We start from the raw sequence: 25,605 nt of genomic DNA on the forward strand, positions 1-25,605 counted from the left end.
TTGGGGTTGAGTGGACCCTGACCTGTCAGGAAAGGGATGTCCAGAGATGGCCGTGATCAACCGCATTGCCGGATTTGCCGATGAGATGACCGCGTGGCGCAGGCATCTGCATGCCAACCCCGAGATCGGGTTCGACTGCCACGCAACGGCGGATTTCGTCGTGGCGCGGCTGCGCGAGTTCGGCATTACCGAGATCGAGACGGGCATTGCGACAAGCGGCGTGGTGGCGGTGATCGAGGGGCAGGGCGATGGCCCCTGCATCGGGTTGCGCGCCGATATGGACGCGCTGCCGATGTCCGAGGTGACGGGGCTCGACTATGCCAGCCAGGTTCCCGGCAAGATGCATGCCTGTGGCCATGACGGGCACACCACGATGCTGCTGGGCGCGGCGCGGTATCTGGCCGAGACGCGCAATTTCAGGGGCCGCGTGGCGTTGATCTTTCAGCCCGCCGAGGAGGGGCCGGGCGGCGGCCGGGTGATGGTCGAGGAGGGCATATTGGAACGTTACGGGATTGATCAGGTCTACGCGCTCCATACCCTGCCGGGCGCGCCGGAGGCGACGTTCGAAACCACGCCGGGGCCGATCATGGCGGCGGTCGATACGCTGCATATCGAGGTGATCGGTCAGGGCGGGCATGGCGCCATGCCGCATGAGACCCGCGATCCGGTGGTCGCGGCTGTGGCCATCGTGCAGGCGATACAGACGATCGTCAGCCGCAACCGCAATCCGTTGGATGATCTGGTGATTTCGGTCACGCAGATCCACACCGGCACGGTCGATAACGTGATCCCCGAAACCGCCTATATCAATGCCACGATCCGCACATTCACGCCGCAGGTGCAGGAGATGGTGCACCGCCGCCTGCGCGAGGTGGCCGAGGGCACGGCGACAGCCCATGGCGTGCGCGCCGAGGTCCGGATTGATCCGGGCTATCCGGCGACGTTCAACGATGCCGCAAAGGTGGATTTCGCGGCCCGGGTGGCGCGCGAGGTGGCGGGTGACGGAGCGGTCGTCACCGACCGCCTGCGTGAAATGGGGGCCGAAGATTTTTCCTACATGCTGCAAGAGCGGCCCGGCGCCTATCTCTTTCTCGGTCAGGGTGCCGGTCCCGGCCTGCATCATCCGGGTTTCGATTTCAACGATGCAGTGGCGCCCGTGGGCGCGTCATTCTTTGCCCGACTTGTCGAGCGGGCACAGCCGTTGGCCTGATCGGTGCCCGTTCAGGCGTTTGCTTCACGAATTCTGGCGGCGGCGTCCTTGTCATAGGCGACGCCGGATTTGTCGAAGAGCGCGTCCAGTTCGCCCGAAAGGGTCATTTCGGTGATGATGTCGCAGCCGCCCACGAACTCGCCCTTGACGTAAAGCTGTGGAATGGTGGGCCAGTCGGAATAATCCTTGATGCCCTGACGGATTTCCTCGTCGGCGAGCACGTTCACATCCTTGAAATCCACGCCCATGAAGTTGAGCACACCCGCCACGCGGGAGGAAAAACCGCATTGCGGCATGTCCTTGGTGCCCTTCATGTAGAGCACGACGTCGGCGGATTTCACGAGCTCTTCGATACGGGTTCTGGTGTCGGTCATCTGGTGTCCTATCGTTCTGTCAACCGGCCTTGGCCGGGCTGTCGGTTTCCCGGGGATCATACCCCGTCTCATCCTCGCCCAAAAGGGTCACATGGGTGGTGTCTGTCTCGGCGTCGTAACTCAGACCGTATTCGGCGCGTCCGTCGCGCTTGAACCGCCGGAGTTCATGCCACATCGTGTAGCCGAAGATCACGACGAAGGGCAGCAGAATCAGCGCGACAAGAAGCCGGGGTTCCATGGCTCAGTCGGGGGCTTTTGTGGTCAGTGCCAGTGCATGCACGGCGCCGTTGGGTCCGTCCATTTTGCCCTTGAGCGCGGCATAGACCACGCGCTGCTGCTGCACCCGGTTCATGTCGCGAAAGCTCTCGTCGATCACTTCGGCGGCGAAATGCACGCCGTCATCGCCTTCGACGGTGATTTTCGCATTGGGCAGGGCCTCGCGGATCAGGGCTTCGAGATCAGAGGCGAGCATGGCCATCGGGGCTTCTCCTTTTCAGGTCCTGCCCGAGATGTAGAGCGCCGACCGACCGAGCGCAAGAGAGCGGCGCGGATCAGGGGCGCGATCGGTCTCAAATCTCCTCGCCCTTCTTGAGCAGGTCGTCGATCAGTTGCCGTTGCAGCGCGCCGCTGTCGCCGCCGCCATATTGCAGCGCGCCACCCGAGTAGAGGGTGCCATAGCTCTGCGCGAGGTTGACCACCTGCCCCAGACCCGAGATCAACTGGTCCTTTTCCAGCGGCTTGAGCGGATGGATGAAGGCGGACCAGAGAATCTCGTTGGCGATGGCATAGCGCGCATCTAGAGCGGTGTCGAAATTGGCCTGCAGGACGCGGGTGATGTCCTCGGGCGTCATTTCCTCGGTTTTCAGAACCGGGGTGATGGCGCGCATGCGGTCGGCGGCCGCGTCGGTGACGATGAGGATCTGAACATCGTTGATGGTGATTTGCCACATGGTTCCGTTGCTCTGTGCCTCAGCGTCAAGCGCGCGGATGATCTCGTCGAGCCGGGCGAGGGTCATGGGGGCCTCGGGTGCGGCGTCGTATTCGGGTGTCGGCGGGGCTTCGGATTCGGGCACCGTGGCCTGCGCGGAGAGGCTGACGGGCAGAAACAGGAGGCTGGCGATGAGAAGCAGCAGGCGGGGCATGAGGCGATCCTTTCGTGGCTCACGATCCGAGCTTGCCACAGGGTCCCGCGCCGCGCCATGGCGCTCCGCAAAACGTGATGGGCAGTGTGCGGCGGGGGACGTGGCGTGGATCGTTCAGGCCCCGCGCCAGATCCAGCCGCCGCCCAGCACCCGCGTGCCGCCGGTCTCGTAGAACACGCAGGCCTGACCCGGCGACACACCTTCTTCCGGGGTCAGCAGCTCGACTTCGGCCTCGGTTGCGGAGAGCGGTCGCAGTATTGCCTCGCGCGGCGGACGGGTCGAGCGGACCTTGACCGATACGGGCCATTCGTCACGTGTATCGAGCGCGACATCGCCCAGCCAGTTGATTTCGCGCAGGGGCACGGTGCGGGTCGAGAGCATTTCCTTGGGGCCGACAATGACGCGGCGGGCGTCCACATCCAGCCGCACCACGTAAAGCGGCTCGTTCAGCCCGCCGATGCCCAGACCGCGCCGCTGGCCGACAGTGTAGTGGATGACGCCCTCATGCCGCCCCAGAACACGCCCGTCGGCATGCACGATCTCGCCCGGTTCGGCGGCGCCGGGGCGCAGTTTCTCGATCACGCTGGCATAATTGCCGTTCGGGACAAAGCAGATGTCCTGGCTGTCGGGCTTGTCGGCCACCTGCAGGCCATATTGCGCAGCCAGAACGCGGGTGGCTTCCTTTGACGGCAGATGGCCCAGCGGAAAGCGCAGGAATTCAAGCTGCTCCGGGGTGGTCGAGAACAGAAAATAGGACTGATCGCGCGCCGGATCGGCGGCGCAATGCAACTCCGGCCCCCGCGCGCCGATCCGGCGCTGGATATAGTGGCCGGTCGCCATGCAATCGGCATCGAGATCGCGGGCGGTCTGCAACAGATCCTTGAATTTCACCCGCTCGTTGCAGCGGATGCAGGGCACCGGCGTCGCTCCCGCAAGATAGCTGTCGGCGAACTCGTCGATCACCGCATCGCGAAAGATGTTCTCATAATCGAGGACATAATGCGGAAACCCCATGTCCTCGGCCACCCGGCGGGCGTCGTGGATGTCGATGCCCGCGCAGCAGGCCCCCTTTTTTGCCAGTGCCGCGCCATGGTCATAGAGTTGCAGGGTGACGCCCACCACATCGTAGCCTTCTTCGGCCAGTTTGGCGGCCACGACCGAGCTGTCGACGCCGCCCGACATCGCCACGACCACGCGCGTCTCGCCCGGCGCCTTCGCGAAGCCGAGGGAATTGAGCGGTCTGTCGATGTCCAGTGCCATGCCGGCCTCCGCAGTGGTCTTGCAGAATATAAGAAAATCCTAATCACTCTCAAGCCCCGCCTTCATCCGCCATTAAGCCTGATCCGGTCATTTTCGATGCCAGTCGGAAAGAGGGGTGAGCGTGATGTATCTCAAGAAAGTTGACGGGCCAAGGGCGGTTCAACTGCCTGACGGCACGATTCTGAGCCGCAGCGATCTGCCGCCGCAGGATACCAGCCGGTGGGTGGCCTCGCGCAAGCTCGCGGTGGTGCGCGGGGTGGCTTACGGGCTGATCTCGCGGGCCGAGGCGCTGGAACTCTATGCGCTGAGCGACGAAGAGTTTGACACATGGATAAGAGCCGCGAGCAGGCATGGAGAGGCAGCGCTCAAGGTAACGTCATTGAAGAGCTATAGACAACCTTGACGAGAGTTATCAGATTGTTCTTGCAACGGTAACCTGTAGTTAACCATTTTTGCCCACTGTCGAGGTCAATGAAGCAACCAGCTGCGGAGAAAATTCATGCGAATCCTACTGGTCGAGGACGACCCGACGACCTCGAAAAGCATCGAACTGATGCTGACCCATGCCAATCTCAACGTCTACACCACCGACCTGGGCGAGGAAGGGATCGATCTGGCCAAGCTCTATGACTATGATCTGATCCTGCTGGATCTGGGATTGCCGGACATGAACGGGCACGAGGTGCTGCGCCAGCTGCGCCTGGCGCGGATCGCCACGCCGATCCTGATCCTGTCCGGCGCGGACGATACCGAGAACAAGATCCGCAGCTTCGGATTCGGTGCCGACGATTACCTGACCAAACCCTTCCACCGCGAGGAACTTGTGGCGCGCATCCATGCGATCATCCGCCGCTCCAAGGGACATTCGCAATCGGTGATCCGCACCGGCAAGATCAATGTCAATCTCGACGCCAAAACGGTGGATGCCGCCGGCAAGTCGGTGCACCTCACCGGCAAGGAGTACCAGATGCTCGAACTGCTGAGCCTGCGCAAGGGTACGACCCTGACCAAGGAGATGTTTCTCAACCATCTCTACGGCGGCATGGACGAGCCCGAACTGAAAATCATCGACGTATTCATCTGCAAGCTGCGCAAGAAACTGTCCGAGGCTACCGACGGCGACAATTACATCGAAACGGTCTGGGGGCGCGGCTATGTGCTGCGCGATCCCGAACCGCGCGAAATGGATGGCGCGCGGCTGGCCATCGGCGCGTGATGTCTGGACGCCGGTCGGGCGGGGCCCTATCACTCTGAAACAGCGGTCAGGGCCGGGCAAACGGTCTCTGACCTCCGATCAGAGAGGGGACAATGACCGACAGGATCGCCGTCGAGGATCTGAACGAGGCCGAGGCGCGCCGCGAACTGACGCGCCTGGCAGAGGCGCTGGCGGCAGCCGATCTGGCCTATCACACCCATGATGCGCCAGAAATATCGGATGCGGATTATGACGCCCTCAAGGCGCGCAATGCCGCCATCGAGGCACGGTTTCCCAACCTGAAACGCGCCGACAGCCCCTCCGACCGGGTGGGCGCGCTCCTTGCCGATGGCTTTGCCAAGGTGGCGCATCGGGTGCGGATGCTGAGCCTGGGCAATGCGTTCGAGGCCGACGAGGTGGCCGAGTTTGACAATCGCATCCGCCGCTATCTGGGGATGGATGACAGCGCCCCCCTGATCTATACGTCGGAACCCAAGATCGACGGGCTGAGCCTGAGCCTGCGCTACGAGGCGGGCCACCTGGTGCAGGCCGCAACGCGCGGCGATGGCGAGACCGGCGAGAACGTGACCGCCAATGCCCGTACCATCACGGATATTCCGCAAACCCTGACGGATGCGCCCGAGGTGCTGGAGGTGCGCGGCGAGGTCTACATGAGCCATGCCGATTTCGAGACGCTGAACGCGCAGCAGGCGGCGCGCGGCGACAAGGTGTTCGCCAATCCGCGCAATGCCGCCGCCGGATCGCTGCGGCAACTGGATGCCAGGATCACCGCCGCGCGGCCGTTGCGGTTCTTTGCCTATGGCTGGGGCGAGGTGAGCGAGGCACTCGGCCAGACACAGATGGCGGCGATCGAACGTTTGGCGGCGCTCGGGTTCCAGACCAATCCGCTGACGGTGCTCTGCGACGGGCCAGAGGCGCTCCTGGCGCATTACGCCCGGATCGAACAGGCGCGCGCGACGCTGGGCTATGACATCGACGGGGTGGTCTACAAGGTAAACGATCTGGCGCTTCAGGCGCGGCTCGGGTTTCGCAGCACCACACCCCGCTGGGCGATCGCGCATAAGTTCCCCGCCGAACTGGCCTGGACCCGCCTCGAGGCGATCGACATTCAGGTCGGGCGCACCGGCGCGCTCAGCCCGGTTGCGCGGCTTACCCCGGTCACGGTGGGCGGCGTCGTGGTGCGCAACGCAACCCTGCACAACGAGGATTACATCGTCGGCCGCGACAGTAAAGGCGGGGTGATCCGTCCCGATGAAAACGGCGGGGCCAAGGATATCCGCGTCGGTGACTGGGTGCAGGTTTACCGCGCGGGCGACGTGATCCCCAAACTGGCCGATGTGGACCTCGCGCAGCGGCCCGCGGACGCGATACCCTATGAATTCCCCACAGCCTGCCCCGAATGCGGCTCTGACGCGGTGCGCGAGCCGGGCGATGCAGTGCGCCGCTGCATCGGTGGGCTGGTCTGCCCGGCGCAGGCGGTGGAAAAGCTCAGGCATTTTGTCAGCCGCGCGGCCTTTGACATCGAGGGGTTGGGGGCGAAACAGGTCGAACAGTTCCATCGCGATGGCTGGATCAGGGAACCGGCGGACATCTTCACCCTGCAAGAGCGTTATGGCCGCGGCCTGCAACAGTTGAAGAACCGCGAGGGCTGGGGCGAGAAGAGCGCGACGAACCTGTTTGACGCGATTGAGGAAAAAAGAAAAATCCCCTTTGCGCGGCTCCTGTTCGCGCTCGGCATCCGGCATGTGGGCGAACAGGCCAGCAACCTCATCGCGCGCCATTATGGCCGCTGGGAGGATTTCATCGCCGCGATGGACGCCGCCCGCGATCCCGACAACCCCGAATGGGAGCGGCTGCTGGGCATCGACGGAGTGGGCGAGGTCATGGCGCGCGCGCTGGTCGGGGCCTTTGCTGAACCCCATGAGCGCGCCGGGATCGACCGGCTGGTGGCGCATCTGACGGTGGAAGAGGCCGCGCGCCCCGACACCTCGGGCAGCCCGGTGGCAGGCAAGACGGTGGTGTTCACAGGCACGCTGGAAAAAATGACGCGCGCCGAGGCCAAGGCCCGCGCCGAGGCATTGGGCGCCAAGGTGGCCGGATCTGTCAGCGCCAGGACCGATCTGCTGGTGGCGGGGCCGGGGGCAGGGTCCAAGGCGAAAAAGGCCGCCGAACTCGGCATCGAGACGCTGGACGAGGAGGGCTGGCTGCGGCTCGTCGGCGGCACATGAGCGGGCGGCCGGAAATCCTCTTTCCGCTCTTTGCCGGGGTGGAAACGCTCGAAGGGGTCGGCCCAAAGATCGCAAAGGCGCTCTCCGGGCTGGATATCACCCGCCCGCGCGATCTGATCTTTACGCTGCCCTATTCCGGCGTGGACCGCCGCCGCCGGACCACCGTGCAGGGGGCCGATCTGCCCGGTGTCGTCACCGTCGAGGTCACCGTCGGCCAGCACCGCGCGCCCGCCCGCCGGGGTGGAGCCTATCGCGTGGTCGTCGAGGATGCGGCGACCAGTTTCCAGTTGGTCTATTTCCACGCGCGCGACGAATACCTGCGCCGCCTGTTGCCGACCGGCGCGCGGCGCGTGGTATCCGGCAAGGCAGAGCTTTTCGACGGGATCGCGCAGATGGTGCATCCCGATCATGTGCTGTCGATTGAGGAGGCGGGCGACATCCCGGAATTCGAGCCGGTCTATCCGCTGACCGCGGGCGTGACCCTGCGGGTGATGACCAGAGCAGCGCAGGCGGCGCTGACGCGGATGCCGGACCTGGCGGAATGGATAGACCCGGTGCAAAAGGCGCAGGCCGGCTGGCCCGACTGGGCCGAGGCCGTGCGCCGGGCGCATGCGCCCGGCGCACCGCAGGATCTCTCGCCCGCCCATCCGGCGCGCGAGCGGCTGGCCTATGACGAGTTGATGGCGCATCAGCTGACGCTGGCGCTGGCACGCAGCAGGTTGCGCCGGGCCAAGGGGCGGGAGACGGTGGGCACCGGCGTATTGCAGGCGCGCGTGCTCGACGCACTTCCCTATGCGCTCACCGGCGCGCAGACCCGTGCCATTGCAGAGATAGCGGCGGACATGGCCGCACCGCAGCGGATGAACCGGCTGTTGCAGGGCGATGTCGGCGCGGGCAAGACGCTGGTGGCGTTCAAGGCGCTCCTGATCGCGGTCGAGGCGGGTGGGCAGGGAGTGATGATGGCTCCCACCGAGATCCTCGCGCGCCAGCATCTGCAGGGGCTGCGCCCACTGGCCGAAAGCGCGGGCGTGGTGCTGGAAATCCTCACCGGTCGCGACAAGGGGGCCGAACGGCGCGCCAAGCTGGCGGCGCTCGAACGCGGCAATATCCAGATCCTCGTGGGCACCCATGCGGTATTTCAGAAGGATGTGGAATTCGCCGATCTGCGGCTGGCCATTGTCGATGAACAGCACCGCTTTGGCGTGCGCCAGCGGCTGGAACTGGGCCGCAAGGGCGCGCAGGCCGATATGCTGGTGATGACCGCCACGCCGATTCCGCGCAGCCTTGCGCTGGCGCAATATGGCGATATGGATGTCAGCGTGCTGGACGAGAAACCGCCCGGACGCCTGCCGATCAAAACCGCGCTGGTCAGCATGGGCCGGATCGACGAGGTGGTCGATCACCTGCGCCGCGCGATTGCAGAGGGGCGTCAGGCCTATTGGGTCTGCCCGCTGGTCGAGGAAAGCGAGGTCGTCGATCTCTCCAGCGCCGAGGAACGGTTCAGCCGCCTGCGCGCGGCCCTCGGTGAGGGGCGGGTGGGGCTTGTTCACGGCCAGATGCCGCCCGAGGACAAGGACGCCGCCATGACCGCGTTCCAGCGTGGCGAGACCAGTGTGCTGGTGGCCACGACGGTGATCGAGGTCGGCGTTGACGTGCCCAACGCCACGATCATGGTAATCGAGCGAGCCGAGAGTTTCGGCCTTGCGCAGTTGCATCAGCTGCGCGGGCGGGTGGGGCGCGGGTCACTGGCCTCGACCTGTCTGCTGATGTACCAGCCGCCGCTCGGCGAGGGCGGTGAACGGCGGCTCACCACGATTCGCGATACCGAGGACGGGTTTCGCATTGCAGAGGTCGATCTGGAGATGCGCGGCGCGGGCGATCTGATCGGCACGGCGCAATCGGGCCTGCCGAAATTCCGGGTGGCCGATCTCGAGTCGCAGTCGGCGCTGATGGCCGTGGCGCAATCGGATGCGCGCAAGCTGCTGAATGACGACCCCGACATGAAGGGCGCGCGCGGACAGGCGGCGCGGGTGCTGTTGTGGTTGATGGAACACGATCAGGCGATTCGTTTGATTTCAGTGGGTTAGGCGAAAAGTCATTGTTTGTTCTTAAATGTTCTTAAAAAGTTCTTTACTTTGTTAATGAAAAATGAGAACAAAAAGGCAACACATGGCTTTCGAGAGGATACGCCCGATGTTGCACCAGATCACCGCCGCCGCCCGGCGCGCTCAGGATACGATTGTCGGTGATGCGATCGGCGCGCTCGCGCTGTTGGTCACGCTGGTTGGCGCGCTTTATCTGCCCGGCCTTGTCTGACATCTGCTGTTCCTGCCTGGCGGGTCCGCCCCTGTCGGCTTGACGATTCCACTGTCCCAAGCGGGGATCGCCAAGACTGCCTGTCCAAGCGTTTCGGGGTTTACCTCATTCCTCCCGATGATCGCGACAGGGTGCCGGATCCAGCCCGCCTGCCGCCGCCGCCCGACCGGGTGCGCGGCGGTTTTTTCATCAGGGGTGGTCAGGCGCAGGAGGTCCGGGCGCAGGCCTCTTCCATCGCCTCGACCGTCGCTTCGAGCGTCAGCAGGATCGACGCATGACGGTTCTTGTAATCGCGCGCGGGCCGCAGCACTTCCAGCCCGTCAAACGGGGCGGGCGGGGTCGGGCCGTCGGATTTGAGCATGTCGCGCAGCGCGTCGCGCGCGGCGCGCACCTGCGGCAGATCACAGCCGATGATGCCCGCGCCAACCACGCTTGCCGCCGCCTGCCCCAGAGCACAGGCCTTGACCTCGGCGGCATAGTCGGTGATCCGCCCGTCCGCGCAGGTTATATCCACCGTCACCGTAGAGCCGCAGAGCGGCGCGCGGCGCTTGACGGTGGCATCGGGCGCGGCCAACCGCCCATGATGCGGGATATCGGCGGCCAGTTCCAGAATACGCGCCGAATAGAGCTTGATCAGGTCGGTTTCGCCACTCATGGCTTTCCCTTTCGTCTGTTGCCCCATAAATAGGCCCACAACGCGCAGATGCAAAAGGTTTTCCGCCATGACATTCGATCCGGCGACACTGAAATATGACGCGGCGGGGTTGATCCCTGCGATCGCCCAGGACGCGGCCAGCGGCGAGGTGCTGATGATGGCCTGGATGAACGCGGATGCGGTGGCGCGCACGCTGGACACCGGGCGCGTGACCTACTGGAGCAGGTCGCGGTCGGCATTCTGGATCAAGGGCGAAACCTCGGGGCATGTGCAGGATCTCATTGAGATGCGGGTGGACTGCGACCGCGACTGCCTGCTCGTGCTCGTGCGCCAGACCGGGCCTGCCTGTCACACCAACCGGCGGTCGTGTTTCTACACGGCTGTGCGCGACGCGCAGGAGACCGAGATCATGGCGCCAATGGCGGCAGGGGAATGAGTGTCCGGGCAAGGATCAGGCGGGAATCATAGCCCGACCATCCTGCGGATATCCCGTGGGCTGCGCCCCTCGGCGCGATAGGTGGCGATGGCGCGGGCATCGTCGCGCTTGGCAAGGCGTTTGCCGTTCTCGTCGCGGATGAGGACGTGATGATGATAGACAGGCGTGGGCAGACGCAGCAGCCGTTGCAGGAGCACATGGATCTGCGTGGCCTCCAGCAGATCCGCGCCTCGAATCACATGGCTGATCTTCTGTTCGGCGTCGTCGAGCACCACCGCGAGGTGATAGGACGCCCCCATGTCGCGCCGTGCCAGCACCACGTCACCCACGGTCTGCACCATGTTGTCCGGTATGATTTTCCGTCCCTGCTCGAAAAACTCTGGTGGTTCGTCAAGCGTGGCCAGGGCGCGCGCCATGTCGAGCCGCAGCGCGGCGTGGTCGGGGACGGGGCCGGCGGGCGGCGTCGCGGGGCGGCAGGTGCCGGGATAGATCAAACCGTCGGGGCCATGCAGCGCCGCACCCTCCTGCGGGGCATAGGCAGCGGCGCGGATATCCGCGCGGCTGCAATGGCAGGGGTAGAGCAGGCCCATTTCCCACAATCCGGCGAGGGCGCTTCGGTAGACCGGCAGCCGCTCGGACTGGCGCATTACGGGCTTGGGCCAGGTCAGGCCGAGCCATGCCAGATCGTCGAATATCTGCACCTCCCATTCGGCGCGGCAGCGTGACCGGTCCAGATCGTCGATGCGCAGCAGGAACGTACCGCGCTCTGCCTCTGCGCGATCATGCGCCAGCATCGCCGAATAGGCATGCCCCAGATGCAGCGGACCAGTGGGCGAGGGGGCAAAGCGCGTTATGAACATGATTTTGGCTGGTTATGGCGCAAAGCTCATGTCGTCCGCTATCTGCGCCTCCAGCCATCCGGACCACGCCGCCTTGGCGCGGTCGGTATAGGCCCTGTAGCGGTCGATGCGTCCGCGCCGCCCGCCCTTGAACCCCTCGACAGGACGAAACAGGCCGAAATTGACGTTCATCGGCTGAAAGGTTCTGGCCTCCGCGCCGCCGGTGATGTGGTGGATCAGCGCACCCATCGCACTGTCCTGCGGCACCCGCGGCAGGGCGCGCCCAAGGATTTCCGCCGCCGCCAGCCGCCCCGCCAACAGTCCCATGGCCGCCGATTCCACATAGCCCTCGACGCCGGTGATCTGCCCGGCAAAGCGGACGTGCGGGCGTGTGCGCAGGCGCATCTGCGCGTCCAGCAGCGTCGGCGAGTTGATGAACGTATTGCGGTGAATCCCGCCAAGGCGGGCAAACTGCGCGTTCTCCAGACCGGGAATCATCCTGAAAACAGATGTTTGTGCGCCGTATTTCATCTTGGTCTGAAAGCCCACGATATTATAGAGCGTGCCAAGCGCATTGTCGCGGCGCAGTTGTACCACGGCCCATGGCTTGATCTCCGGCTGATGCGGATTGGTCAGGCCCACCGGCTTCATCGGGCCGTGGCGCAGGGTTTCGCGGCCGCGTTCGGCCATCACCTCGATGGGCAGGCAGCCGTCGAAATACCCGGCGGTCTCGCCTTCGTGAAACTCGGTCTTTTCCGCCACCAGCAGCGCGTCGATGAACGCCTCGTACTGATCACGGTCCATCGGACAGTTGAGATAGGCGGTGCGTTCCTCTTCGGTGTCGCCCTTGTCATAGCGCGACTGCATCCAGGCGCGCGACATGTCGATGCTGTCATGATAGACAATCGGCGCGATGGCGTCGAAGAACGCCAGCGCCTGCGCCCCGGTCTCGGCGGCAATCGCCTGTCCCAACCCCTCCGAGGTCAGCGGGCCGGTGGCGATGATCCAATGACCGCCCTCTGGAAGAGACGTGATTTCAGTATGTTGCACGATGATCTTCGGGTGATTCATCAGATGCGCCGTTACCGAGCGGGCAAAGGGATCGCGATCCACCGCAAGCGCGCCACCGGCGGGCAGGCGGTGACGGTCGGCCATCGCCATGATGAGACCGCCCGCCGCGCGCATTTCCCAGTGCAACAGACCCACCGCGTTCTGCTCGTCATCGTCAGAGCGGAAAGAGTTGGAACACACCATCTCGGCCAGATCGCCTGTGCGATGTGCAAATGTCCCGACATGGGGGCGCATTTCGTGGATCACCACGTCAACACCCATGTTGGCCGCCTGCCAGGCCGCCTCTGACCCGGCCATGCCGCCGCCGACGATATGCAATGTCTCGCTCATGGGATGCGATCTAGGCGATTGCGCCGCGTTTGGAAAGGGTTGTCACCGTTGCCAGTCGGGGGGGCGCTTGTCGAGAAAGGCGCTGATCCCCTCGTTTGTATCGCGGTCGAGCATGTTCTCGACCATCACTGCGCCGGTATGGGCATAGGCGTCGTCGAGACCCAGTTCGAGCTGTTCGTAAAAGGCGCGCTTGCCGATACGCACCGCGCTGCCGAGTTTCGCCGCGACGGTTTCGGCGAGGCGCATGACCTCGCCATCCAGATCCTCGTGTGGCACCGCGCGGTTGATCAGGCCCAGTTCAGCGGCGCGCGCGGTGTCGATGAATTCCCCCGTGGTCAGCATCTCGAACGCCTGCTTGCGCGGGATATTGCGGCTGAGCGCCACCATCGGGGTTGAGCAGAACAGCCCGATATTGACGCCGTTGACGCCGAACCGCGTGCCATGCGCCGCCACCGCCATGTCGCAGGAGGCCACCAGTTGACAGCCGGCGGCGGTGGCGATGCCGTGCGGTGCTGCGATGACCGGTTGCGGCAGGTCGCGGACCGCCGTCATCACGGCGCTGCAGCGGGCGAAGAGATCGGCGAAATAAGCGCGCCCGCCATCTTCGGCCTGACGTCCGGCCTGCATTTCCCTGAGATCGTGGCCAGCGCAGAACGCCTTGCCAGCACCCGCGATCGTCACGACGCGGATCGTCCGGTCCCCCCCCAGCCGGTCGAATTCGGCCCTGAGTGCTGCCAGCATCGCGTCGGACAGCGCATTCAGATTGCCCGGCGAATTGAGCGTGAGGCGCGCGATTGCGCCCTCGTCTGAGCGGTCGAGAATTGGCATCTTGTATCCCCTTTTGCGTTATGGCCATTCTAACGCGCGATTGCGCAGGAGGGAAAGCATGACCGTAAAGATGACTGCCGAAGAGCTGATGGAATTCCTCGACGGGGAATTTCCGCAGGTGAACGGCGAATTCGCCATCGAGGAGGTGGGCGACAGCCGCATCCGCGTGCGGCTGCTGGTCGCCGAGCGGCACCTGCGGCCCGGCGGCACGGTATCCGGCCCGTCGATCTTTGCGCTGGCCGATGTCTCGGTCTACCTCGCGGTGCTGGCGATGATCGGACCACAGGGGCTGGCGGTGACCACCAGTTGCAGCCTGGATTTCATGCGCAAGCCGGCGGCACGCACCGATCTGATCGCCGAATGCCGCCTGCTGAAACTGGGCCGCGTGCTGGCGGTGGGCGAGGTGCTGGTCTTTTCCGATGGGATGCAGGCGCCCGTGGCCCGCGCGAGTCTGACCTATTCGATCCCGCCCAAGTGACGCGGGTGCCGGCATCGCGCGGGGCGAGAATCCCCGCATGAATCTCCGCACGCGATGGGGTATAATAATACCTATTTTATAACATACTGTTTTACAATCAATATTACCGGTCATGCACTATTGACCCGCTTCGCTATCTCACTATAACCCGCACATCGTATCAGCGCCACCAATCAGGTGGCCGAGACTGATCAAGACCACCGATCAAGCACAAGGTTCTGCCTGACATGAAAACATTTTCTGCAACGCCTGCAGATATCGACAAGAAATGGATCCTGATTGATGCCGAAGGCGTCGTTCTGGGCCGTCTTGCCTCGATCATCGCCATGCGCCTGCGCGGCAAGCACAAGGCCAGCTACACCCCCCACATGGACATGGGTGACAACGTGATCGTCATCAATGCCGACAAGGTGCAACTGACCGGCAACAAGCGCAACAAACCCAACTACTGGCATACCGGCCACCCCGGCGGGATCAAATCGCGAACGACGGCCGAGATCCTCGAGGGCAAGTTCCCCGAGCGCGTCGTCACGCAGGCGGTCAAGCGGATGCTGCCGGGCAACCGGCTGGCGCGTACGCAGATGACCAATCTGCGCGTCTATGCAGGTGGCGAACACCCTCATGCGGCCCAAAGCCCCGAGGTGCTGGACGTCAAATCCATGAATTCCAAGAATACGCGGGTGGCATACTGATGGCTGAAGAAATCAAATCCCTCGAAGGTCTCGAAGCCGTCGCCGGCGATACCGCCGCCGCCGTGGCCGTGGCCCCCCCGCGCGAACCCGTGCGTGACAGCCTGGGCCGCTCCTATGCCACCGGCAAACGCAAGGATGCGGTCGCCCGCGTCTGGATCAAGCCTGGCTCGGGCAAGGTTGTGGTCAACGGCAAGCCGATGAAAGAGTATTTCGCGCGCCCCGTGCTGCAGATGATCCTCAAGCAGCCCTTTACCGTGTCGGGCACCGAGGACCAGTTCGACGTGATGGCGACGGTCGCCGGTGGCGGTCTCTCGGGCCAGGCCGGTGCGGTCAAGCACGGCGTGTCCAAGGCGTTGCAACTCTACGATCCCAGCTTGCGCCCCGCGCTCAAGGCCGCCGGTTTCCTGACCCGCGACAGCCGCGTGGTGGAACGCAAGAAATACGGCAAGGCCAAGGCGCGCAAGAGCTTCCAGTTCTCCAAGCGTTAAGCGGGACCAAACATCATGCTTCTGCAAAGGGCGGCCCGAGGGCGGCCCTTTCTTCTTGTCTGACCGTTTCAGGCCGCATCGTCAGGGGGCAAGAGGCCCAGACCGCGCAGATAGATGCCGATACCCGTTTCCAGCAATTTCTCGGGCGGAAACGGCGTGTGCGCGCCGGACGCGCCGTGGGTGAACAATTCCACCACGCCGTGACTCATAGCCCAGACATGGGCGGCGAACATCGCGGCCGGTGGGCGGCGTCCGGGCGGCAGATGCGCCGACAGCATCCCGGCCGCGCGGGTCAGCACCGCCTGCGCCCGCACGACCGCATCGGCCAGTTCCGGGCTGGCAGTGACCGACAGGCCCGATTCGAACATCGCGACATAATGCCCCGGGTTCGACCGTGCAAAGCCGAGATAGGCCCGCCCCGTGGCCTGAAACGCCGCCAGTGGGCTGGGCCGCCCCTGATCGAACGCCGCCTCCATCCGGGTTGCGAAAATCTCATAGCCCTGGCGCGCGGCCTCTGCAATCAGCGCTTCGCGACCTGAAAAATGCCGATAGGGCGCCGCCGGTGACACGCCTGCCAGCTTTGCCGCCTCGGCCATGGTGAATCCCTGCGGCCCGCGCTCGGCGATCAGCGTCAGCACCGCCTCGACCAGCGCCTGCCGCAGGTTGCCGTGGTGATAGCCCTGCTTACCCATTCCATATCTCGGGTCCGGCGGCGATCAGCGGATCGCAGACCCCGACGGCGTGGGCGTCCTTGCGGGCGTAATCGAGCGCGCTCAGAACATGGCGGATCGCCTCCAGCCGCGCACGGCGCTTGTCGTCGGACCGGACCACGGTCCATGGCGCGTGATCGGTGTGGCTGCGGGTGAGAGTCTCGACAATCGCGGTGCTGTAGTCGTCCCATTTCTTCAGACCCTCAACGTCGATCCAGCTCAGTTTCCACTGTTTCAACGGGTCGGATTCGCGCTCCAGAAAGCGGCGCAACTGTTCGGCGCGACCGACGTTGAGCCAGAACTTGAAGAGATGGATCCCCTCATCCACCAGCATGCGTTCGAAATCCGGCACCTGGGCAAAGAAATGCTCGCGCTGCGCGTCGCTGCAAAAGCCGAATACCTTTTCGACCACGCCGCGATTGTACCAGCTGCGGTCGTAGAACACGATCTCGCCACCGGCGGGCAGATGGTCGATATAGCGCTGGAAATACCATTGCGTCGCCTCGACATCAGAGGGTTTGGCCAGCGCCACCACCCGCGCGCCGCGCGGGTTGAGATACTCGCGGAACCGCGTGATCGTGCCGCCCTTGCCCGCCGCGTCGCGCCCCTCGAAGACGATGGCGATGCGCGCGCCGCTCTCCTTGGTCCAGTGCTGCATCCTGACCAGTTCGACCTGCAACTTTTCCAGTTCCCTGTCATAGGTCTTTTTCGCCATCCGCTCGGAATAGGGATAGGCATGGCCCAGTATGTCATCCTTGTCCGCGCGGCGGATCTCGTTGCGGATTTCGGCGGGAGCTTCGGTCTCGAAAAACGCGCTGATCGCGCCGTCAAAGGGCAGATTCATCGGGGGCCTCTTGCTGCTGCCCGGGCAGTATGGCCGCTCAATCGGCGCGGCGCAATCCGGCGCGGACGGCGGCGCGGCGAATGGCGGCAATCACCTCCTCGGGCGCGCTGTGATGCGGCATATGCCCGATTCCGTCCAACGTGGTCAAATTGGCTCCGGCGATCTGTCGGCTGAGCGGTTCGGAATGGATGGTCAGACCCACGGTGGTATCGGCGCGGCCATGCACGATCTCGGTGGGCACACTGATCTCGTCATAACGCCGGTGCAGCGCCTCGATCTCGCCCAGAAGATTGGCGCGTTGCAGCGCATTGGCGCGCAACGAGTGCCGGCGCAGGGTCAGCCCCGCGCCGATATGTTCCAGATAGCCCTCGGGCGGCTCTTGCGGGGCAAAGATTTCACCCACCGCCTGTTCCACGCGCTCGTCGCGTACAAATGCCGTAAGGAACGGGATCGCCAACGGCCCCAGCACCGGATGGGACAGAACCCGGTAATAGGCGGACAAGCCAGTATCCCAGGGCTTTGCGGCCCCGGCAACCATGACCAGCGCCGCGATGCGATCGGGCCGCGTCACCGCCCAGGCCAGCGCCACCGCGCCACCATAACTGTGGCCCAGCACGATGGGGCGCTCGGCACCAAGCTCTGCGGCGGCCCGTTGCAGCAGATCCGCCTGCTCCGTGATCGTCGCCCCGCTGCGGTTGAGGCGCGCGGTATAGCCCAGTCCGGGCCGGTCCAAAACGATCACGCGATAGTTCCGCGCCAGACGTGGTGCGAGGTCAAAGGTCATGTCGCGGGTATTGCCCGAAGCTCCGTGAATCAGAACCAGATCGGGAACCGAACCGTCCCGCGGTCCCATCACCACCGCATGGACGCGATTGCCGTCCACCGTCAGAAACTGTCCTTCGGGGGGAAACGCCGCCTCGGCGCGGGCCTCATGCGCGCGCGCCTTCCACAGCACAAGGATCGCAACACAGGCGGCGAGCGCGACAAGAGCCACAAGCAGTTTCACCGCTCAGCCCCGCAGATCGGTGGTCTCGATCCCGATCCTGGTTATGTCATAGGGCGTGGTTTCATAGATCTCCGACACCCAGTTGCCATAGAGCAGATGCGCATGGCTGCGCCATCGGTTCTGCGGCGCGCGCGCGGGATCGTCACCGGGGTAATAGTTGCAGGGCACGTTGATCGGCGTGCCATTGGCCACGTCGCGGTCATATTCCTGTTTCAGCGTGTCGCTGTCATATTCGAAATGGTTGAAGATATAGAGCGCGCGGCGACCCGGATCCTCGACCAGGCAGGGGCCGACCTCGTCGCTGTCCAGCAGGATGCGCAACCCCGATACGGCCTCGATCTCTGCGCGCTTCATCTCGGTCCAGCGGCTGACCGGAATGACGCAATCATCTGAAAATCCTCGCAGCAAGGGCGAGGAGGGATCCATGTTGCGATGCCGGAAGCAGCCGAATGCCTTGGCCCCCAGCAGATGTTTTTTCACCCCGTGGAAATGGTTGATCATCGCCATCCCGCCCCAGCAAACGCCAAAGGTGGAATGCACATGGCTCTGCGTCCAGTCAAAGACGCGGGACAGTTCCTGCCAATAGGTGACGGCATCAAACTCCAGATGCTCGATCGGCGCGCCGGTGATGATAAGGCCGTCGTATTTGTCGCCCGATGCAGCAACCTCGTCGAAGGGCCGGTAGAAACTCTCCATATGCTCGGCGGCGGTGGTCTTGGTCTGGTGTTCGGTCATGCGGATCAGGTCGAACTCGATCTGCAGCGGTGTCGCCCCGATCAGCCGGGCGAACTGATTCTCGGTCTGGATCTTCTTGGGCATCAGGTTGAGCAATCCGATACGCAGAGGCCGGATATCCTGCCGCGCCGCCTGATCGGGGTCCATCACCATCACGCCCTCGCCCCTGAGCACGTCATAGGCAGGCAGGCTGGATGGAATCTTGATCGGCATCGGGCGGGGATCCTCGTGGTGTCGGGTTCAGATAGGCGCGGGGGCGCGGCGCGCAAGGGCGGCGGCGATCAGCCGGTCGAAATCGGCGGCGTCGCGCAGTTGCGCCACCTCGTCTGCCGTCACCGAAACGCCCCAGGGCACCATCGCCTGATAGCGCGGCTGGCGATGCGCCAGCGCGCGGGCATAGGTACGGCGGATAAAGTCATCTGGATCAACCTCACCTTCCATACATTTGTTTTGTTTCAGGTATTCGTTCCATACCCGATCCAGGAATTCGGGCTGATAGGCCATCGGCTTGGGTGCGCGGTCGAACCGGCGGATCAGTTCCTGCGTATGCGTCTCGGATCCTTCGATATAGACGAGAAGACAGTGGCGCGACAGCTCGGTCAGGATCGGGTCGGCGGGATCGTTTCCATCTACCCATTCACAGATCGACCCGCCGCTGTCGCAGATGAAATGAGGATAGCCATACAGCCTCTGGCTGCGTTCGATGAAATAGCCGGTGTCGAGCAGCGCGCTGATCTCGGCCTGGCGGAACTGTTCCTGCCGCCGGCGGTATTCGGCGATCGGCATGCCACCCCGCGCCGGATCGCCCGGCTTGCCCAGATAGGTCGAGACCGGGGTAAGGTTGTTGAAGGTGATGTTCGAGCCGATATAGATCGAATCGCTCAGCAGAAGATCGCGCAGGAACGGCACCTGCATGGCATGTGCCTTGGCATTGTCGGCGATCAGCTCGCCCATGTAACGGGTGCCGATGCGGTAATCTATCGAATAGTGAAACCAGCCCCCCGCGGCGCGCAGCAGGTTCGCCAGATGCGTCTTGCCCAGTCCCGACATGCCATAGAACAGAACCCGCTTCTCGCAGGCCTCCTGCCAGTCCTGTGCCGATTGGTAGATCATCGCCTGTCCCCTCTGGCCTTCTGCTACAAACTGCGCGCGGCGGGGTCAAATGGCAAACGCGGATCGCCCCGCGAAAAACCCGCCCCGGTGGGGGCGGGCTGTGGTCATACTGTCGTTGCGGATCAGAAACGGAAGCCGAGCTTCAGACCGGCGGCGATGGCATCGTTGTCAGCGAACTGTGCCCCGATCGACGTGGTGGCGCTGCCGATGTCGATATAGCGGACACCGGCGGTCAGATCCCAGGCTTCGGTCTGATACTTGGCCGCGACGCCATAGCTTATGAACCCATCCTTGCCGGAGAGGTTACCAACGATATCGCCCAGATCCTCTTCGTATCCAAGCGTCAGGGCACCCGACCAGTGCTCAGAAAAACGCCGCCCCACACCCAGCTCATAGGTCCAGATATCCGAAGGCTCGCTGGCGATCGGCACCAAGCCCCCGACGAAATCCATCGGTCGGATCTCGAATTCGGTCCATTCCTGCCAGCGGATCGAGCCGAACACGATCGTGTCCTTGGCCACTCCCGATTGCGCATGCAGCGTGACCGCCTGCGGAATCTTGACCTTGAATTCGGTGCCGGTGTTGTCGTTGAAATCGTGCTCGATTTCGGATTCGTAGGTCAAAGCAACCTTGAGCGCGATTTCCGGGATCTGATAGGCTGCACCCAGGACGAACCCCGCCTTGTAATCCTTGTCGACATTCAGCGTATAGGCCGGAGGAAGCGGCAGACCAGCGGTCAGGATGGTCACATTCCCGCTCAGGCTCTGGATACGCGGCCCGCCGTAGGCGCTGACGCGATCGGTGAACTGATACTTGAGCAGTCCCGTCACCGCCAGAGACTCCACCTCGGCGTTCGATCCGGCAAACGGATAGACGTTGGCCGCCGTATAATCCACATCGGCGCCGACCGGCTCGTTCGCATAGATGGCGAGCGTCAGCTTGTCGTTGATCTCGCGCTTGTAGCCAATCTCGAAGGTCCGGTAATCCTTCTGGATGTTGCCCGACGTCAGAACGCCGCCAAACAGGCTGCCGCTGACCTTCGGGTGAACCGAGGACACCGAAAATTCCAGGTAGTTCTCGCCTTTTTCGAACAGAATCTGCGACCGGTCCCCGGTCCGCTGGATCCCGCCCGCCGATGCCGCACCCGCGATCAGGGTCAGCGCCGTGCATGCCAGCAAGTATTTTTTCATTTCGTCCCTCTCTCTCCTCCAGAGTTATTTCCCGGCACATTACTGTTACAGAACGATCGGTCAATGTCGGACGCTGCGTCACGACGAATTAGGTCCGCAGCGGTGCTTTCACCGACACACCGCCGCAAGGCGCGTGCGGTTCAATCCCTGCCGCGGGTCTCGGCCCACAGATTGAGGTAATTCGCGCCAAAGATCACCGCCGCGCCCAGGATCACCGCCATCTCGATCCGCTCGCCATAGGCCATCAGCCCGATCACCGCGATCAGCGGCAGGCGCAGGAAATCGACGGGTGTGACCAGCGTGGCGGGGGCGATCGACAGCGCCGTGGTCAGGCAGTAATGCGCCACCAGCCCGGCACAGCCGATCACCGCCAGCCACGGCAGCGACACGGCGGAGGGCAGGGCGATATCGCCATCGAACCCCGCCGCGATCAGGCCGAACACGATCTGCGTCAGCGTCATCCAGAACAGGATGCAGGTCAGCGTTTCGGTGCGCGTCAGCCGCTTGGTCATCAGGATCGACCCGGCAAAGCCCACGGCCGCCGCCGCCGCCGCCAGCGTGCCCGCGTTCAGCGTCTCGGGGCTGGGCCGCGCGACGATCAGGATGCCGGTGAATCCGATCACCGCCGCCAGCGTCCGCACCCGCGTCAGCCGCTCGCCCAGCACCAGCGGAGAGAGCACCAGCACCCACAAGGGCGCGGTGAATTCCAGCGCAAAGACCTGCGCCAGCGGGATCACGGTGATCGCGTAAAACCACAGGTTCTGGCCGGTGAAATGGCTGAGATTGCGCAGCAGATGCGTGCCCGGACTGCGCGTGGTGATGGTGCGCCACTGCCCGCTCAGCCGCGCCGCCGCGACCACGATCACGAACCCCACGACGCTGCGATAGAGCATGATCTCGAACGTATCCAGCTCGAAACTGACCGCACGTCCGGCCACTGCCATTGAGGAGAACGCCAGCACCGCGCCCAGCATCCACAGGGCGGCGCGCAGCACGGCGGCAGGATCACTGCGCGGCGGGGCAGGGGCAAGCGTCATTCAGCCGCGCCACCAGAGGGGGGGCATGAGGATATCGGCATTTTCGGGCACATTCACTCTGTCCAGCGGATGCGGCAGCGTGAACGCACCGCCTTCGACTCGCCCCGCCAGACGGTCGCGTCGCAGATAGGTCACTTCGAACACACGCGGGATGCCCATGCCGTTGCATTCGGCGATCCCGCAGCAGTTGTTGGCATGCATGTGAACGATGGCGAAATCGCGATGCAGCTTCGCGAAGATGGCCTTGATCAGCGGCAGGCTGTGGCGCTCGAAAATCCGCTCCATGCTGTGAAATTCGATCACCATGACGCGGAACCTGCGCAGCAATTCCGTCGAGCTTTCGATCAGCACGTCGAATTCCGCACCCTCGATGTCCATCTGCAATATTAGATCGTCGTCGGGTTCTGTTCCGAGCTTGCCGTCAACCCATCGGCCTAGCGTAGTAAATTTATCGTTGCAGCACGCTCCGAGAAACTTTTTATCAAACTCGAACAAGGGGTTATCGAATGGCGGTTTATCAACACTCGCATCCGCCAGGAATGATTTGATCCCGTAGTCGCGCGCAATCTGTTCCTCGAAATCCGCCGTCACCGAGACACCGGGTGAAAAGCAATGCCGGACCCCCGCCAGATCGTTCGGCACCAGATAGCCGCCGTCTCCATCCCCGCCGATGCGGATAAGGGGGGTCTTGACGCAGGCGGCGCGAAAATCGGCGGCAACAGAGGCAACCTCTGCGCTCGATACGGCGCGGCGTCTGATCAGACCGTTTCGCAGGAGCCTTTCATTTAGCGTGCGTTTCACGGAATTCAGATCAATCATCGTGTCTTACAACAGTCCTTCATCCTGTCCGGCCATCAAACCGCATTTCGCCCCGGAAATCATAATTCCAAACCCTAATATCCCAAAAGAATGCACTCGTCTTTGCGCATGTCTTCTAGCCGCCGTGCGAGTTCGTCATCCGTCGTGCCGGACCGACCTGCGGATACGAATTCAAACTTGTAGCCGGGGTTTCTGCGGCGCGCCAGTTCTTCCTGTTCGCGCATCGCCCCTCGGGACGAAAGATCGACGGCCTGCGTGATCGCATCCGCGTCGATATTCCAACCGAAATTCTCGGCAAGCTGTTGAATTTCCCCGGCAGTCTCCCGAACAAGATCCTCGTAGCGAACCAGATGAATGAAACGGTTGGCATAGTTGACGTTATCGACGAACCAGGAGTTTACGTGCCTTCTCCACGCATCAATCCCGAAAGGCGACCCGAAACAGAATTCCTCGAAGCTTCCGTCGAAACTTCCCATACCTTTTTGATACCGGTAATAGCTGTTCATCACGTCCACGGGATTGCGGGCGATGTATACGATGTTCACATAGTCCGCCGAAAACTCGGAATGTGATTTGTAGAGCCGGACCTGCGGACAGGTGAACTCAAAGGCTTGCAGATTGGGGTTCGCTTCAAGGTCCGGGATATAGGATCTGACGGAAGAGAAAGTTGCCTTGTCCCGCGATCCCTGGTTGGCCAGAAATGTATTTGCCAGAAGAACGGTAAACCACGTGATCCCCGATTTGGGAAATTCGACAACATAAAAATCGTTTGAGAACTGAATGTTTGAAACGCAGTTTTTCCTGTTCTTCCTGGTCAGATTTGACTGAACGAACTCCAGCAATTCGCGCCTCATAACTGCCCGGTCTCCTTGGGAGGATTTCATTCCACGTTCACGTGAATGTGATCAGCATAGCCTACTTGGAGTTCCGGGTCATCCGGCAAACCCGATCTCACTCCCATTCAATCGTCCCCGGCGGCTTGGACGTTATGTCATAGGTCACGCGGTTGATGCCCTTGACCTCGTTGATGATCCGCGTCGCGGTCTCGCCCAGGAAATCGTGGGAGAAGGGATAGTAATCCGCCGTCATCCCGTCCACGGATGTGACCGCGCGCAGGGCGCAGGCGAAATCGTAGGTGCGCCCGTCGCCCATCACGCCCACGGTGCGCACCGGCAGGATGGCGACAAATGCCTGCCATATCTCGTCATAGAGGCCATGACGACGGATCTGGTCGATAAAGACCGCATCCGCCCGGCGCAGGATCGCCAGTTTCTCGCGCGTGATCTCGCCGGGGCAGCGGATGGCAAGGCCGGGGCCGGGAAACGGGTGCCGCCCGATAAAGCTCTGCGGCAGGCCCAGTTTGCGGCCCAACGCGCGCACCTCGTCCTTGAACAGCTCGCGCAGCGGCTCGACCAGCCTCAGCCCCATCTTTTCCGGCAGGCCACCGACGTTGTGATGCGACTTGATCGTGACCGATGGCCCGCCCGAGAACGAAACGCTCTCGATCACATCCGGGTATAGCGTGCCCTGCGCCAGAAACTCGGCCCCCTCGATGGCGTTGGCATGTTTCTGGAACACGTCGATGAACAGGCGGCCGATGATCTTTCTCTTGGTTTCCGGGTCACTTACGCCGTAAAGCTCACCCAGGAACAGATCGGATTCATCGGCATGGATCAGCGGGATGTTGTAGTGATCGCGGAACATCGTGACCACTTCCTCGGCCTCGTTCTGCCGCAAGAGGCCGTGATCGACGAAAACGCAGGTCAGTTGATCGCCGATCGCCTCATGGATCAGCACGGCGGCAACAGAGGAATCGACGCCGCCCGACAGCCCGCAGATTACCCGCCGGTCGCCCACCTGAGCGCGGATTTTCGCAATCGCCTCCTCGCGGTAGGCCCCCATCGTCCAGTCGCCGGTGAATCCGGCAAGACGCACGAAATTCTCATAGAGCCGCGCGCCGTTCGGGGTGTGATGCACCTCGGGGTGGAACTGCACCGCGTAGAACCGTCGTGCCCGGTCGGCGGTGATCGCAAAGGGCGCGCCGGGCGAGGTGCCCAGAACCTCGAATCCGGGTGCGATTTCAGAGACATGATCGCCATGGCTCATCCAGACCTGCTCGCGCGTGCCATCGTCGAACCAGCCGGTCAGCAGATCGCTCTCGACGCCTGTCGCCGTCACGTAGGCGCGGCCAAACTCGGCCGTGGCATGTTCGCCCGCCTCGACCCTGCCGCCCAGATCCTGCATCATCACCTGCTGGCCATAGCAGATGCCCAGAATCGGCACGCCCAGGTCATAGGCCGCCTGCGGCGGGCGGGGCGACCCCTCGCGCATCACACTGTCGGGACCGCCGGAAAAGATGATCGCGCGCGGCGCCATTTCTTGCAGGAACGCATCGGTCACGCGCTGATAGGGGTGGATCTCGCAATAGACATTCAGCTCGCGCAGGCGGCGCGCGATCAGCTGCGTCACCTGGCTGCCAAAGTCGATGATCAACAGGCGGTCATGGGTTATCTGGCTCATGCCCGCCTAGTAGAACGCGGGCCTGCCCTGCGCAAGAGAAAGCCGCGCGGGGGCGGCGCATGTCGCTT

The 25,605-nt window shown here is 63.3% G+C and carries 29 protein-coding genes; 10 read left to right on the forward strand and 19 right to left on the reverse strand.

Going from position 1 to position 25,605, the window contains the following annotated elements; genetic code table 11:
* The first annotated feature begins 46 nt into the window (after positions 1-46).
* Positions 47-1,210 carry a M20 aminoacylase family protein gene (locus tag BSG08_RS15495; RefSeq protein WP_093038756.1) on the forward strand — a complete coding sequence of 388 codons (1,164 nt, stop codon included), beginning with the start codon at positions 47-49 and terminating at the stop codon, positions 1,208-1,210.
* A gap of 11 nt (positions 1,211-1,221) precedes the next feature.
* Here BSG08_RS15495 and grxD read toward each other — a convergent pair whose 3' ends face one another.
* From grxD to mnmA, 5 genes are all read right to left on the reverse strand, one after another.
* On the reverse strand, positions 1,222-1,584 hold the full coding sequence (gene grxD / locus BSG08_RS15500) for a Grx4 family monothiol glutaredoxin (protein ID WP_093038757.1): 363 nt from the start codon (positions 1,582-1,584) through the stop codon (positions 1,222-1,224).
* 19 nt (positions 1,585-1,603) lie between these two features.
* A complete protein-coding gene (locus BSG08_RS15505; protein ID WP_093038758.1) occupies positions 1,604-1,822 on the reverse strand; it encodes a hypothetical protein in 219 nt (72 codons plus the stop codon).
* Positions 1,823-1,825: 3 nt separating this feature from the next.
* Positions 1,826-2,062, reverse strand: a complete 237-nt coding sequence (locus BSG08_RS15510) for a BolA/IbaG family iron-sulfur metabolism protein (RefSeq protein ID WP_093038759.1) — start codon at positions 2,060-2,062, stop codon at positions 1,826-1,828.
* Between the two features lie 91 nt (positions 2,063-2,153).
* Positions 2,154-2,726, reverse strand: a complete 573-nt coding sequence (locus BSG08_RS15515; protein WP_093038760.1) for a hypothetical protein — start codon at positions 2,724-2,726, stop codon at positions 2,154-2,156.
* 114 nt (positions 2,727-2,840) lie between these two features.
* Entirely contained in the window at positions 2,841-3,986 is a 1,146-nt protein-coding gene (gene mnmA, locus BSG08_RS15520; RefSeq protein WP_093038761.1) for a tRNA 2-thiouridine(34) synthase MnmA, read from the reverse strand.
* A 124-nt stretch (positions 3,987-4,110) separates the two neighbouring features.
* On the opposite strand from mnmA, the gene sciP reads away from it, so the two are divergent.
* From sciP to BSG08_RS19845, 5 genes are all read left to right on the forward strand, one after another.
* Positions 4,111-4,389, forward strand: a complete 279-nt coding sequence (gene sciP / locus BSG08_RS15525; RefSeq protein WP_093038762.1) for a CtrA inhibitor SciP — start codon at positions 4,111-4,113, stop codon at positions 4,387-4,389.
* A 96-nt stretch (positions 4,390-4,485) separates the two neighbouring features.
* Complete coding sequence (gene ctrA, locus BSG08_RS15530) at positions 4,486-5,202, forward strand: response regulator transcription factor CtrA (RefSeq protein ID WP_093038763.1); 717 nt, start codon at positions 4,486-4,488, stop codon at positions 5,200-5,202.
* Positions 5,203-5,294: 92 nt separating this feature from the next.
* Positions 5,295-7,430: an NAD-dependent DNA ligase LigA gene (gene ligA, locus BSG08_RS15535; RefSeq protein WP_093038764.1), complete on the forward strand. Its 2,136-nt coding sequence runs from the start codon at positions 5,295-5,297 to the stop codon at positions 7,428-7,430.
* Entirely contained in the window at positions 7,427-9,517 is a 2,091-nt protein-coding gene (gene recG, locus BSG08_RS15540) for an ATP-dependent DNA helicase RecG (protein WP_093038765.1), read from the forward strand. The genes ligA and recG overlap by 4 nt, the downstream gene beginning before the upstream one ends.
* Positions 9,518-9,623: 106 nt before the next feature.
* Positions 9,624-9,746, forward strand: coding sequence for a hypothetical protein (locus tag BSG08_RS19845; protein WP_281248300.1), 123 nt, complete (start codon positions 9,624-9,626; stop codon positions 9,744-9,746).
* A gap of 199 nt (positions 9,747-9,945) precedes the next feature.
* Here BSG08_RS19845 and BSG08_RS15545 read toward each other — a convergent pair whose 3' ends face one another.
* Complete coding sequence (locus tag BSG08_RS15545; protein WP_093038842.1) at positions 9,946-10,401, reverse strand: iron-sulfur cluster assembly scaffold protein; 456 nt, start codon at positions 10,399-10,401, stop codon at positions 9,946-9,948.
* Positions 10,402-10,468: 67 nt separating this feature from the next.
* On the opposite strand from BSG08_RS15545, the gene hisI reads away from it, so the two are divergent.
* The gene (hisI, locus tag BSG08_RS15550; protein WP_093038766.1) at positions 10,469-10,837 is read left to right on the forward strand and encodes a phosphoribosyl-AMP cyclohydrolase; all 369 of its coding nucleotides are present in this window, start codon (positions 10,469-10,471) and stop codon (positions 10,835-10,837) included.
* A 26-nt stretch (positions 10,838-10,863) separates the two neighbouring features.
* Here the strand turns inward: hisI and gluQRS are convergent, their stop codons facing one another.
* The 3 genes from gluQRS to BSG08_RS15565 are packed head-to-tail and all read right to left on the reverse strand — an operon-like array spanning position 10,864 to position 13,905.
* The gene (gene gluQRS, locus BSG08_RS15555; protein ID WP_093038767.1) at positions 10,864-11,697 is read right to left on the reverse strand and encodes a tRNA glutamyl-Q(34) synthetase GluQRS; all 834 of its coding nucleotides are present in this window, start codon (positions 11,695-11,697) and stop codon (positions 10,864-10,866) included.
* A 12-nt stretch (positions 11,698-11,709) separates the two neighbouring features.
* Entirely contained in the window at positions 11,710-13,077 is a 1,368-nt protein-coding gene (gene trmFO / locus BSG08_RS15560) for a methylenetetrahydrofolate--tRNA-(uracil(54)-C(5))-methyltransferase (FADH(2)-oxidizing) TrmFO (RefSeq protein ID WP_093038768.1), read from the reverse strand.
* A 42-nt stretch (positions 13,078-13,119) separates the two neighbouring features.
* Positions 13,120-13,905 (reverse strand): enoyl-CoA hydratase, encoded by a 786-nt coding sequence (locus BSG08_RS15565; protein WP_093038769.1) that lies wholly within the window; start codon positions 13,903-13,905, stop codon positions 13,120-13,122.
* Between the two features lie 58 nt (positions 13,906-13,963).
* On the opposite strand from BSG08_RS15565, the gene BSG08_RS15570 reads away from it, so the two are divergent.
* From BSG08_RS15570 to rpsI, 3 genes are all read left to right on the forward strand, one after another.
* Positions 13,964-14,383 carry a PaaI family thioesterase gene (locus BSG08_RS15570; protein WP_093038770.1) on the forward strand — a complete coding sequence of 140 codons (420 nt, stop codon included), beginning with the start codon at positions 13,964-13,966 and terminating at the stop codon, positions 14,381-14,383.
* Between the two features lie 227 nt (positions 14,384-14,610).
* Entirely contained in the window at positions 14,611-15,075 is a 465-nt protein-coding gene (gene rplM / locus BSG08_RS15575; RefSeq protein ID WP_093038771.1) for a 50S ribosomal protein L13, read from the forward strand.
* On the forward strand, positions 15,075-15,563 hold the full coding sequence (gene rpsI / locus BSG08_RS15580) for a 30S ribosomal protein S9 (protein ID WP_093038772.1): 489 nt from the start codon (positions 15,075-15,077) through the stop codon (positions 15,561-15,563). Before rplM ends, rpsI begins: the two co-directional genes overlap by 1 nt.
* 68 nt (positions 15,564-15,631) lie before the next feature.
* Here rpsI and BSG08_RS15585 read toward each other — a convergent pair whose 3' ends face one another.
* The 10 genes from BSG08_RS15585 to guaA all read right to left on the reverse strand — a co-directional run bounded on the left by BSG08_RS15585 (position 15,632) and on the right by guaA (position 25,537).
* Entirely contained in the window at positions 15,632-16,255 is a 624-nt protein-coding gene (locus tag BSG08_RS15585) for a TetR/AcrR family transcriptional regulator (protein ID WP_093038773.1), read from the reverse strand.
* The gene (ppk2, locus tag BSG08_RS15590; RefSeq protein WP_093038774.1) at positions 16,248-17,117 is read right to left on the reverse strand and encodes a polyphosphate kinase 2; all 870 of its coding nucleotides are present in this window, start codon (positions 17,115-17,117) and stop codon (positions 16,248-16,250) included. Before ppk2 ends, BSG08_RS15585 begins: the two co-directional genes overlap by 8 nt.
* Before the next feature lie 37 nt (positions 17,118-17,154).
* On the reverse strand, positions 17,155-18,117 hold the full coding sequence (locus BSG08_RS15595; protein ID WP_425439302.1) for an alpha/beta fold hydrolase: 963 nt from the start codon (positions 18,115-18,117) through the stop codon (positions 17,155-17,157).
* A 9-nt stretch (positions 18,118-18,126) separates the two neighbouring features.
* Positions 18,127-19,071, reverse strand: coding sequence for a homoserine O-succinyltransferase (locus tag BSG08_RS15600; protein ID WP_093038776.1), 945 nt, complete (start codon positions 19,069-19,071; stop codon positions 18,127-18,129).
* A gap of 27 nt (positions 19,072-19,098) precedes the next feature.
* Positions 19,099-19,971: an ATPase gene (locus tag BSG08_RS15605; protein ID WP_093038777.1), complete on the reverse strand. Its 873-nt coding sequence runs from the start codon at positions 19,969-19,971 to the stop codon at positions 19,099-19,101.
* Between the two features lie 122 nt (positions 19,972-20,093).
* Complete coding sequence (locus BSG08_RS15610; RefSeq protein ID WP_093038778.1) at positions 20,094-21,161, reverse strand: OmpP1/FadL family transporter; 1,068 nt, start codon at positions 21,159-21,161, stop codon at positions 20,094-20,096.
* 140 nt (positions 21,162-21,301) lie between these two features.
* A complete protein-coding gene (locus BSG08_RS15615) occupies positions 21,302-22,198 on the reverse strand; it encodes a DMT family transporter (protein ID WP_093038779.1) in 897 nt (298 codons plus the stop codon).
* Positions 22,199-22,840, reverse strand: a complete 642-nt coding sequence (locus BSG08_RS15620; RefSeq protein WP_175544806.1) for an FkbM family methyltransferase — start codon at positions 22,838-22,840, stop codon at positions 22,199-22,201.
* 251 nt (positions 22,841-23,091) lie between these two features.
* Positions 23,092-23,871 carry a sulfotransferase domain-containing protein gene (locus BSG08_RS15625; protein WP_175544807.1) on the reverse strand — a complete coding sequence of 260 codons (780 nt, stop codon included), beginning with the start codon at positions 23,869-23,871 and terminating at the stop codon, positions 23,092-23,094.
* Between the two features lie 97 nt (positions 23,872-23,968).
* Entirely contained in the window at positions 23,969-25,537 is a 1,569-nt protein-coding gene (gene guaA, locus BSG08_RS15630) for a glutamine-hydrolyzing GMP synthase (protein ID WP_093038782.1), read from the reverse strand.
* Positions 25,538-25,605: the final 68 nt, after the last annotated feature.

Origin of the sequence: Roseovarius azorensis, from assembly GCF_900109455.1 — a bacterium.
GTDB classification, from domain to species: Bacteria; Pseudomonadota; Alphaproteobacteria; order Rhodobacterales; family Rhodobacteraceae; genus Roseovarius; species Roseovarius azorensis.

Excerpts from the sequence above, each read along its gene's own strand:
- BSG08_RS15495 (WP_093038756.1), top strand. The coding sequence starts at position 47 with ATGGCCGTGATCAACCGCATTGCCGGATTTGCCGATGAGATGACCGCG.
- grxD (WP_093038757.1), bottom strand. The coding sequence starts at position 1,584 with ATGACCGACACCAGAACCCGTATCGAAGAGCTCGTGAAATCCGCCGAC.
- BSG08_RS15505 (WP_093038758.1), bottom strand. The coding sequence starts at position 1,822 with ATGGAACCCCGGCTTCTTGTCGCGCTGATTCTGCTGCCCTTCGTCGTG.
- BSG08_RS15510 (WP_093038759.1), bottom strand. The coding sequence starts at position 2,062 with ATGGCCATGCTCGCCTCTGATCTCGAAGCCCTGATCCGCGAGGCCCTG.
- BSG08_RS15515 (WP_093038760.1), bottom strand. The coding sequence starts at position 2,726 with ATGCCCCGCCTGCTGCTTCTCATCGCCAGCCTCCTGTTTCTGCCCGTC.
- mnmA (WP_093038761.1), bottom strand. The coding sequence starts at position 3,986 with ATGGCACTGGACATCGACAGACCGCTCAATTCCCTCGGCTTCGCGAAG.
- sciP (WP_093038762.1), top strand. The coding sequence starts at position 4,111 with ATGTATCTCAAGAAAGTTGACGGGCCAAGGGCGGTTCAACTGCCTGAC.
- ctrA (WP_093038763.1), top strand. The coding sequence starts at position 4,486 with ATGCGAATCCTACTGGTCGAGGACGACCCGACGACCTCGAAAAGCATC.
- ligA (WP_093038764.1), top strand. The coding sequence starts at position 5,295 with ATGACCGACAGGATCGCCGTCGAGGATCTGAACGAGGCCGAGGCGCGC.
- recG (WP_093038765.1), top strand. The coding sequence starts at position 7,427 with ATGAGCGGGCGGCCGGAAATCCTCTTTCCGCTCTTTGCCGGGGTGGAA.
- BSG08_RS19845 (WP_281248300.1), top strand. The coding sequence starts at position 9,624 with ATGTTGCACCAGATCACCGCCGCCGCCCGGCGCGCTCAGGATACGATT.
- BSG08_RS15545 (WP_093038842.1), bottom strand. The coding sequence starts at position 10,401 with ATGAGTGGCGAAACCGACCTGATCAAGCTCTATTCGGCGCGTATTCTG.
- hisI (WP_093038766.1), top strand. The coding sequence starts at position 10,469 with ATGACATTCGATCCGGCGACACTGAAATATGACGCGGCGGGGTTGATC.
- gluQRS (WP_093038767.1), bottom strand. The coding sequence starts at position 11,697 with ATGTTCATAACGCGCTTTGCCCCCTCGCCCACTGGTCCGCTGCATCTG.
- trmFO (WP_093038768.1), bottom strand. The coding sequence starts at position 13,077 with ATGAGCGAGACATTGCATATCGTCGGCGGCGGCATGGCCGGGTCAGAG.
- BSG08_RS15565 (WP_093038769.1), bottom strand. The coding sequence starts at position 13,905 with ATGCCAATTCTCGACCGCTCAGACGAGGGCGCAATCGCGCGCCTCACG.
- BSG08_RS15570 (WP_093038770.1), top strand. The coding sequence starts at position 13,964 with ATGACCGTAAAGATGACTGCCGAAGAGCTGATGGAATTCCTCGACGGG.
- rplM (WP_093038771.1), top strand. The coding sequence starts at position 14,611 with ATGAAAACATTTTCTGCAACGCCTGCAGATATCGACAAGAAATGGATC.
- rpsI (WP_093038772.1), top strand. The coding sequence starts at position 15,075 with ATGGCTGAAGAAATCAAATCCCTCGAAGGTCTCGAAGCCGTCGCCGGC.
- BSG08_RS15585 (WP_093038773.1), bottom strand. The coding sequence starts at position 16,255 with ATGGGTAAGCAGGGCTATCACCACGGCAACCTGCGGCAGGCGCTGGTC.
- ppk2 (WP_093038774.1), bottom strand. The coding sequence starts at position 17,117 with ATGAATCTGCCCTTTGACGGCGCGATCAGCGCGTTTTTCGAGACCGAA.
- BSG08_RS15600 (WP_093038776.1), bottom strand. The coding sequence starts at position 19,071 with ATGCCGATCAAGATTCCATCCAGCCTGCCTGCCTATGACGTGCTCAGG.
- BSG08_RS15605 (WP_093038777.1), bottom strand. The coding sequence starts at position 19,971 with ATGATCTACCAATCGGCACAGGACTGGCAGGAGGCCTGCGAGAAGCGG.
- BSG08_RS15610 (WP_093038778.1), bottom strand. The coding sequence starts at position 21,161 with ATGAAAAAATACTTGCTGGCATGCACGGCGCTGACCCTGATCGCGGGT.
- BSG08_RS15615 (WP_093038779.1), bottom strand. The coding sequence starts at position 22,198 with ATGACGCTTGCCCCTGCCCCGCCGCGCAGTGATCCTGCCGCCGTGCTG.
- BSG08_RS15625 (WP_175544807.1), bottom strand. The coding sequence starts at position 23,871 with ATGAGGCGCGAATTGCTGGAGTTCGTTCAGTCAAATCTGACCAGGAAG.
- guaA (WP_093038782.1), bottom strand. The coding sequence starts at position 25,537 with ATGAGCCAGATAACCCATGACCGCCTGTTGATCATCGACTTTGGCAGC.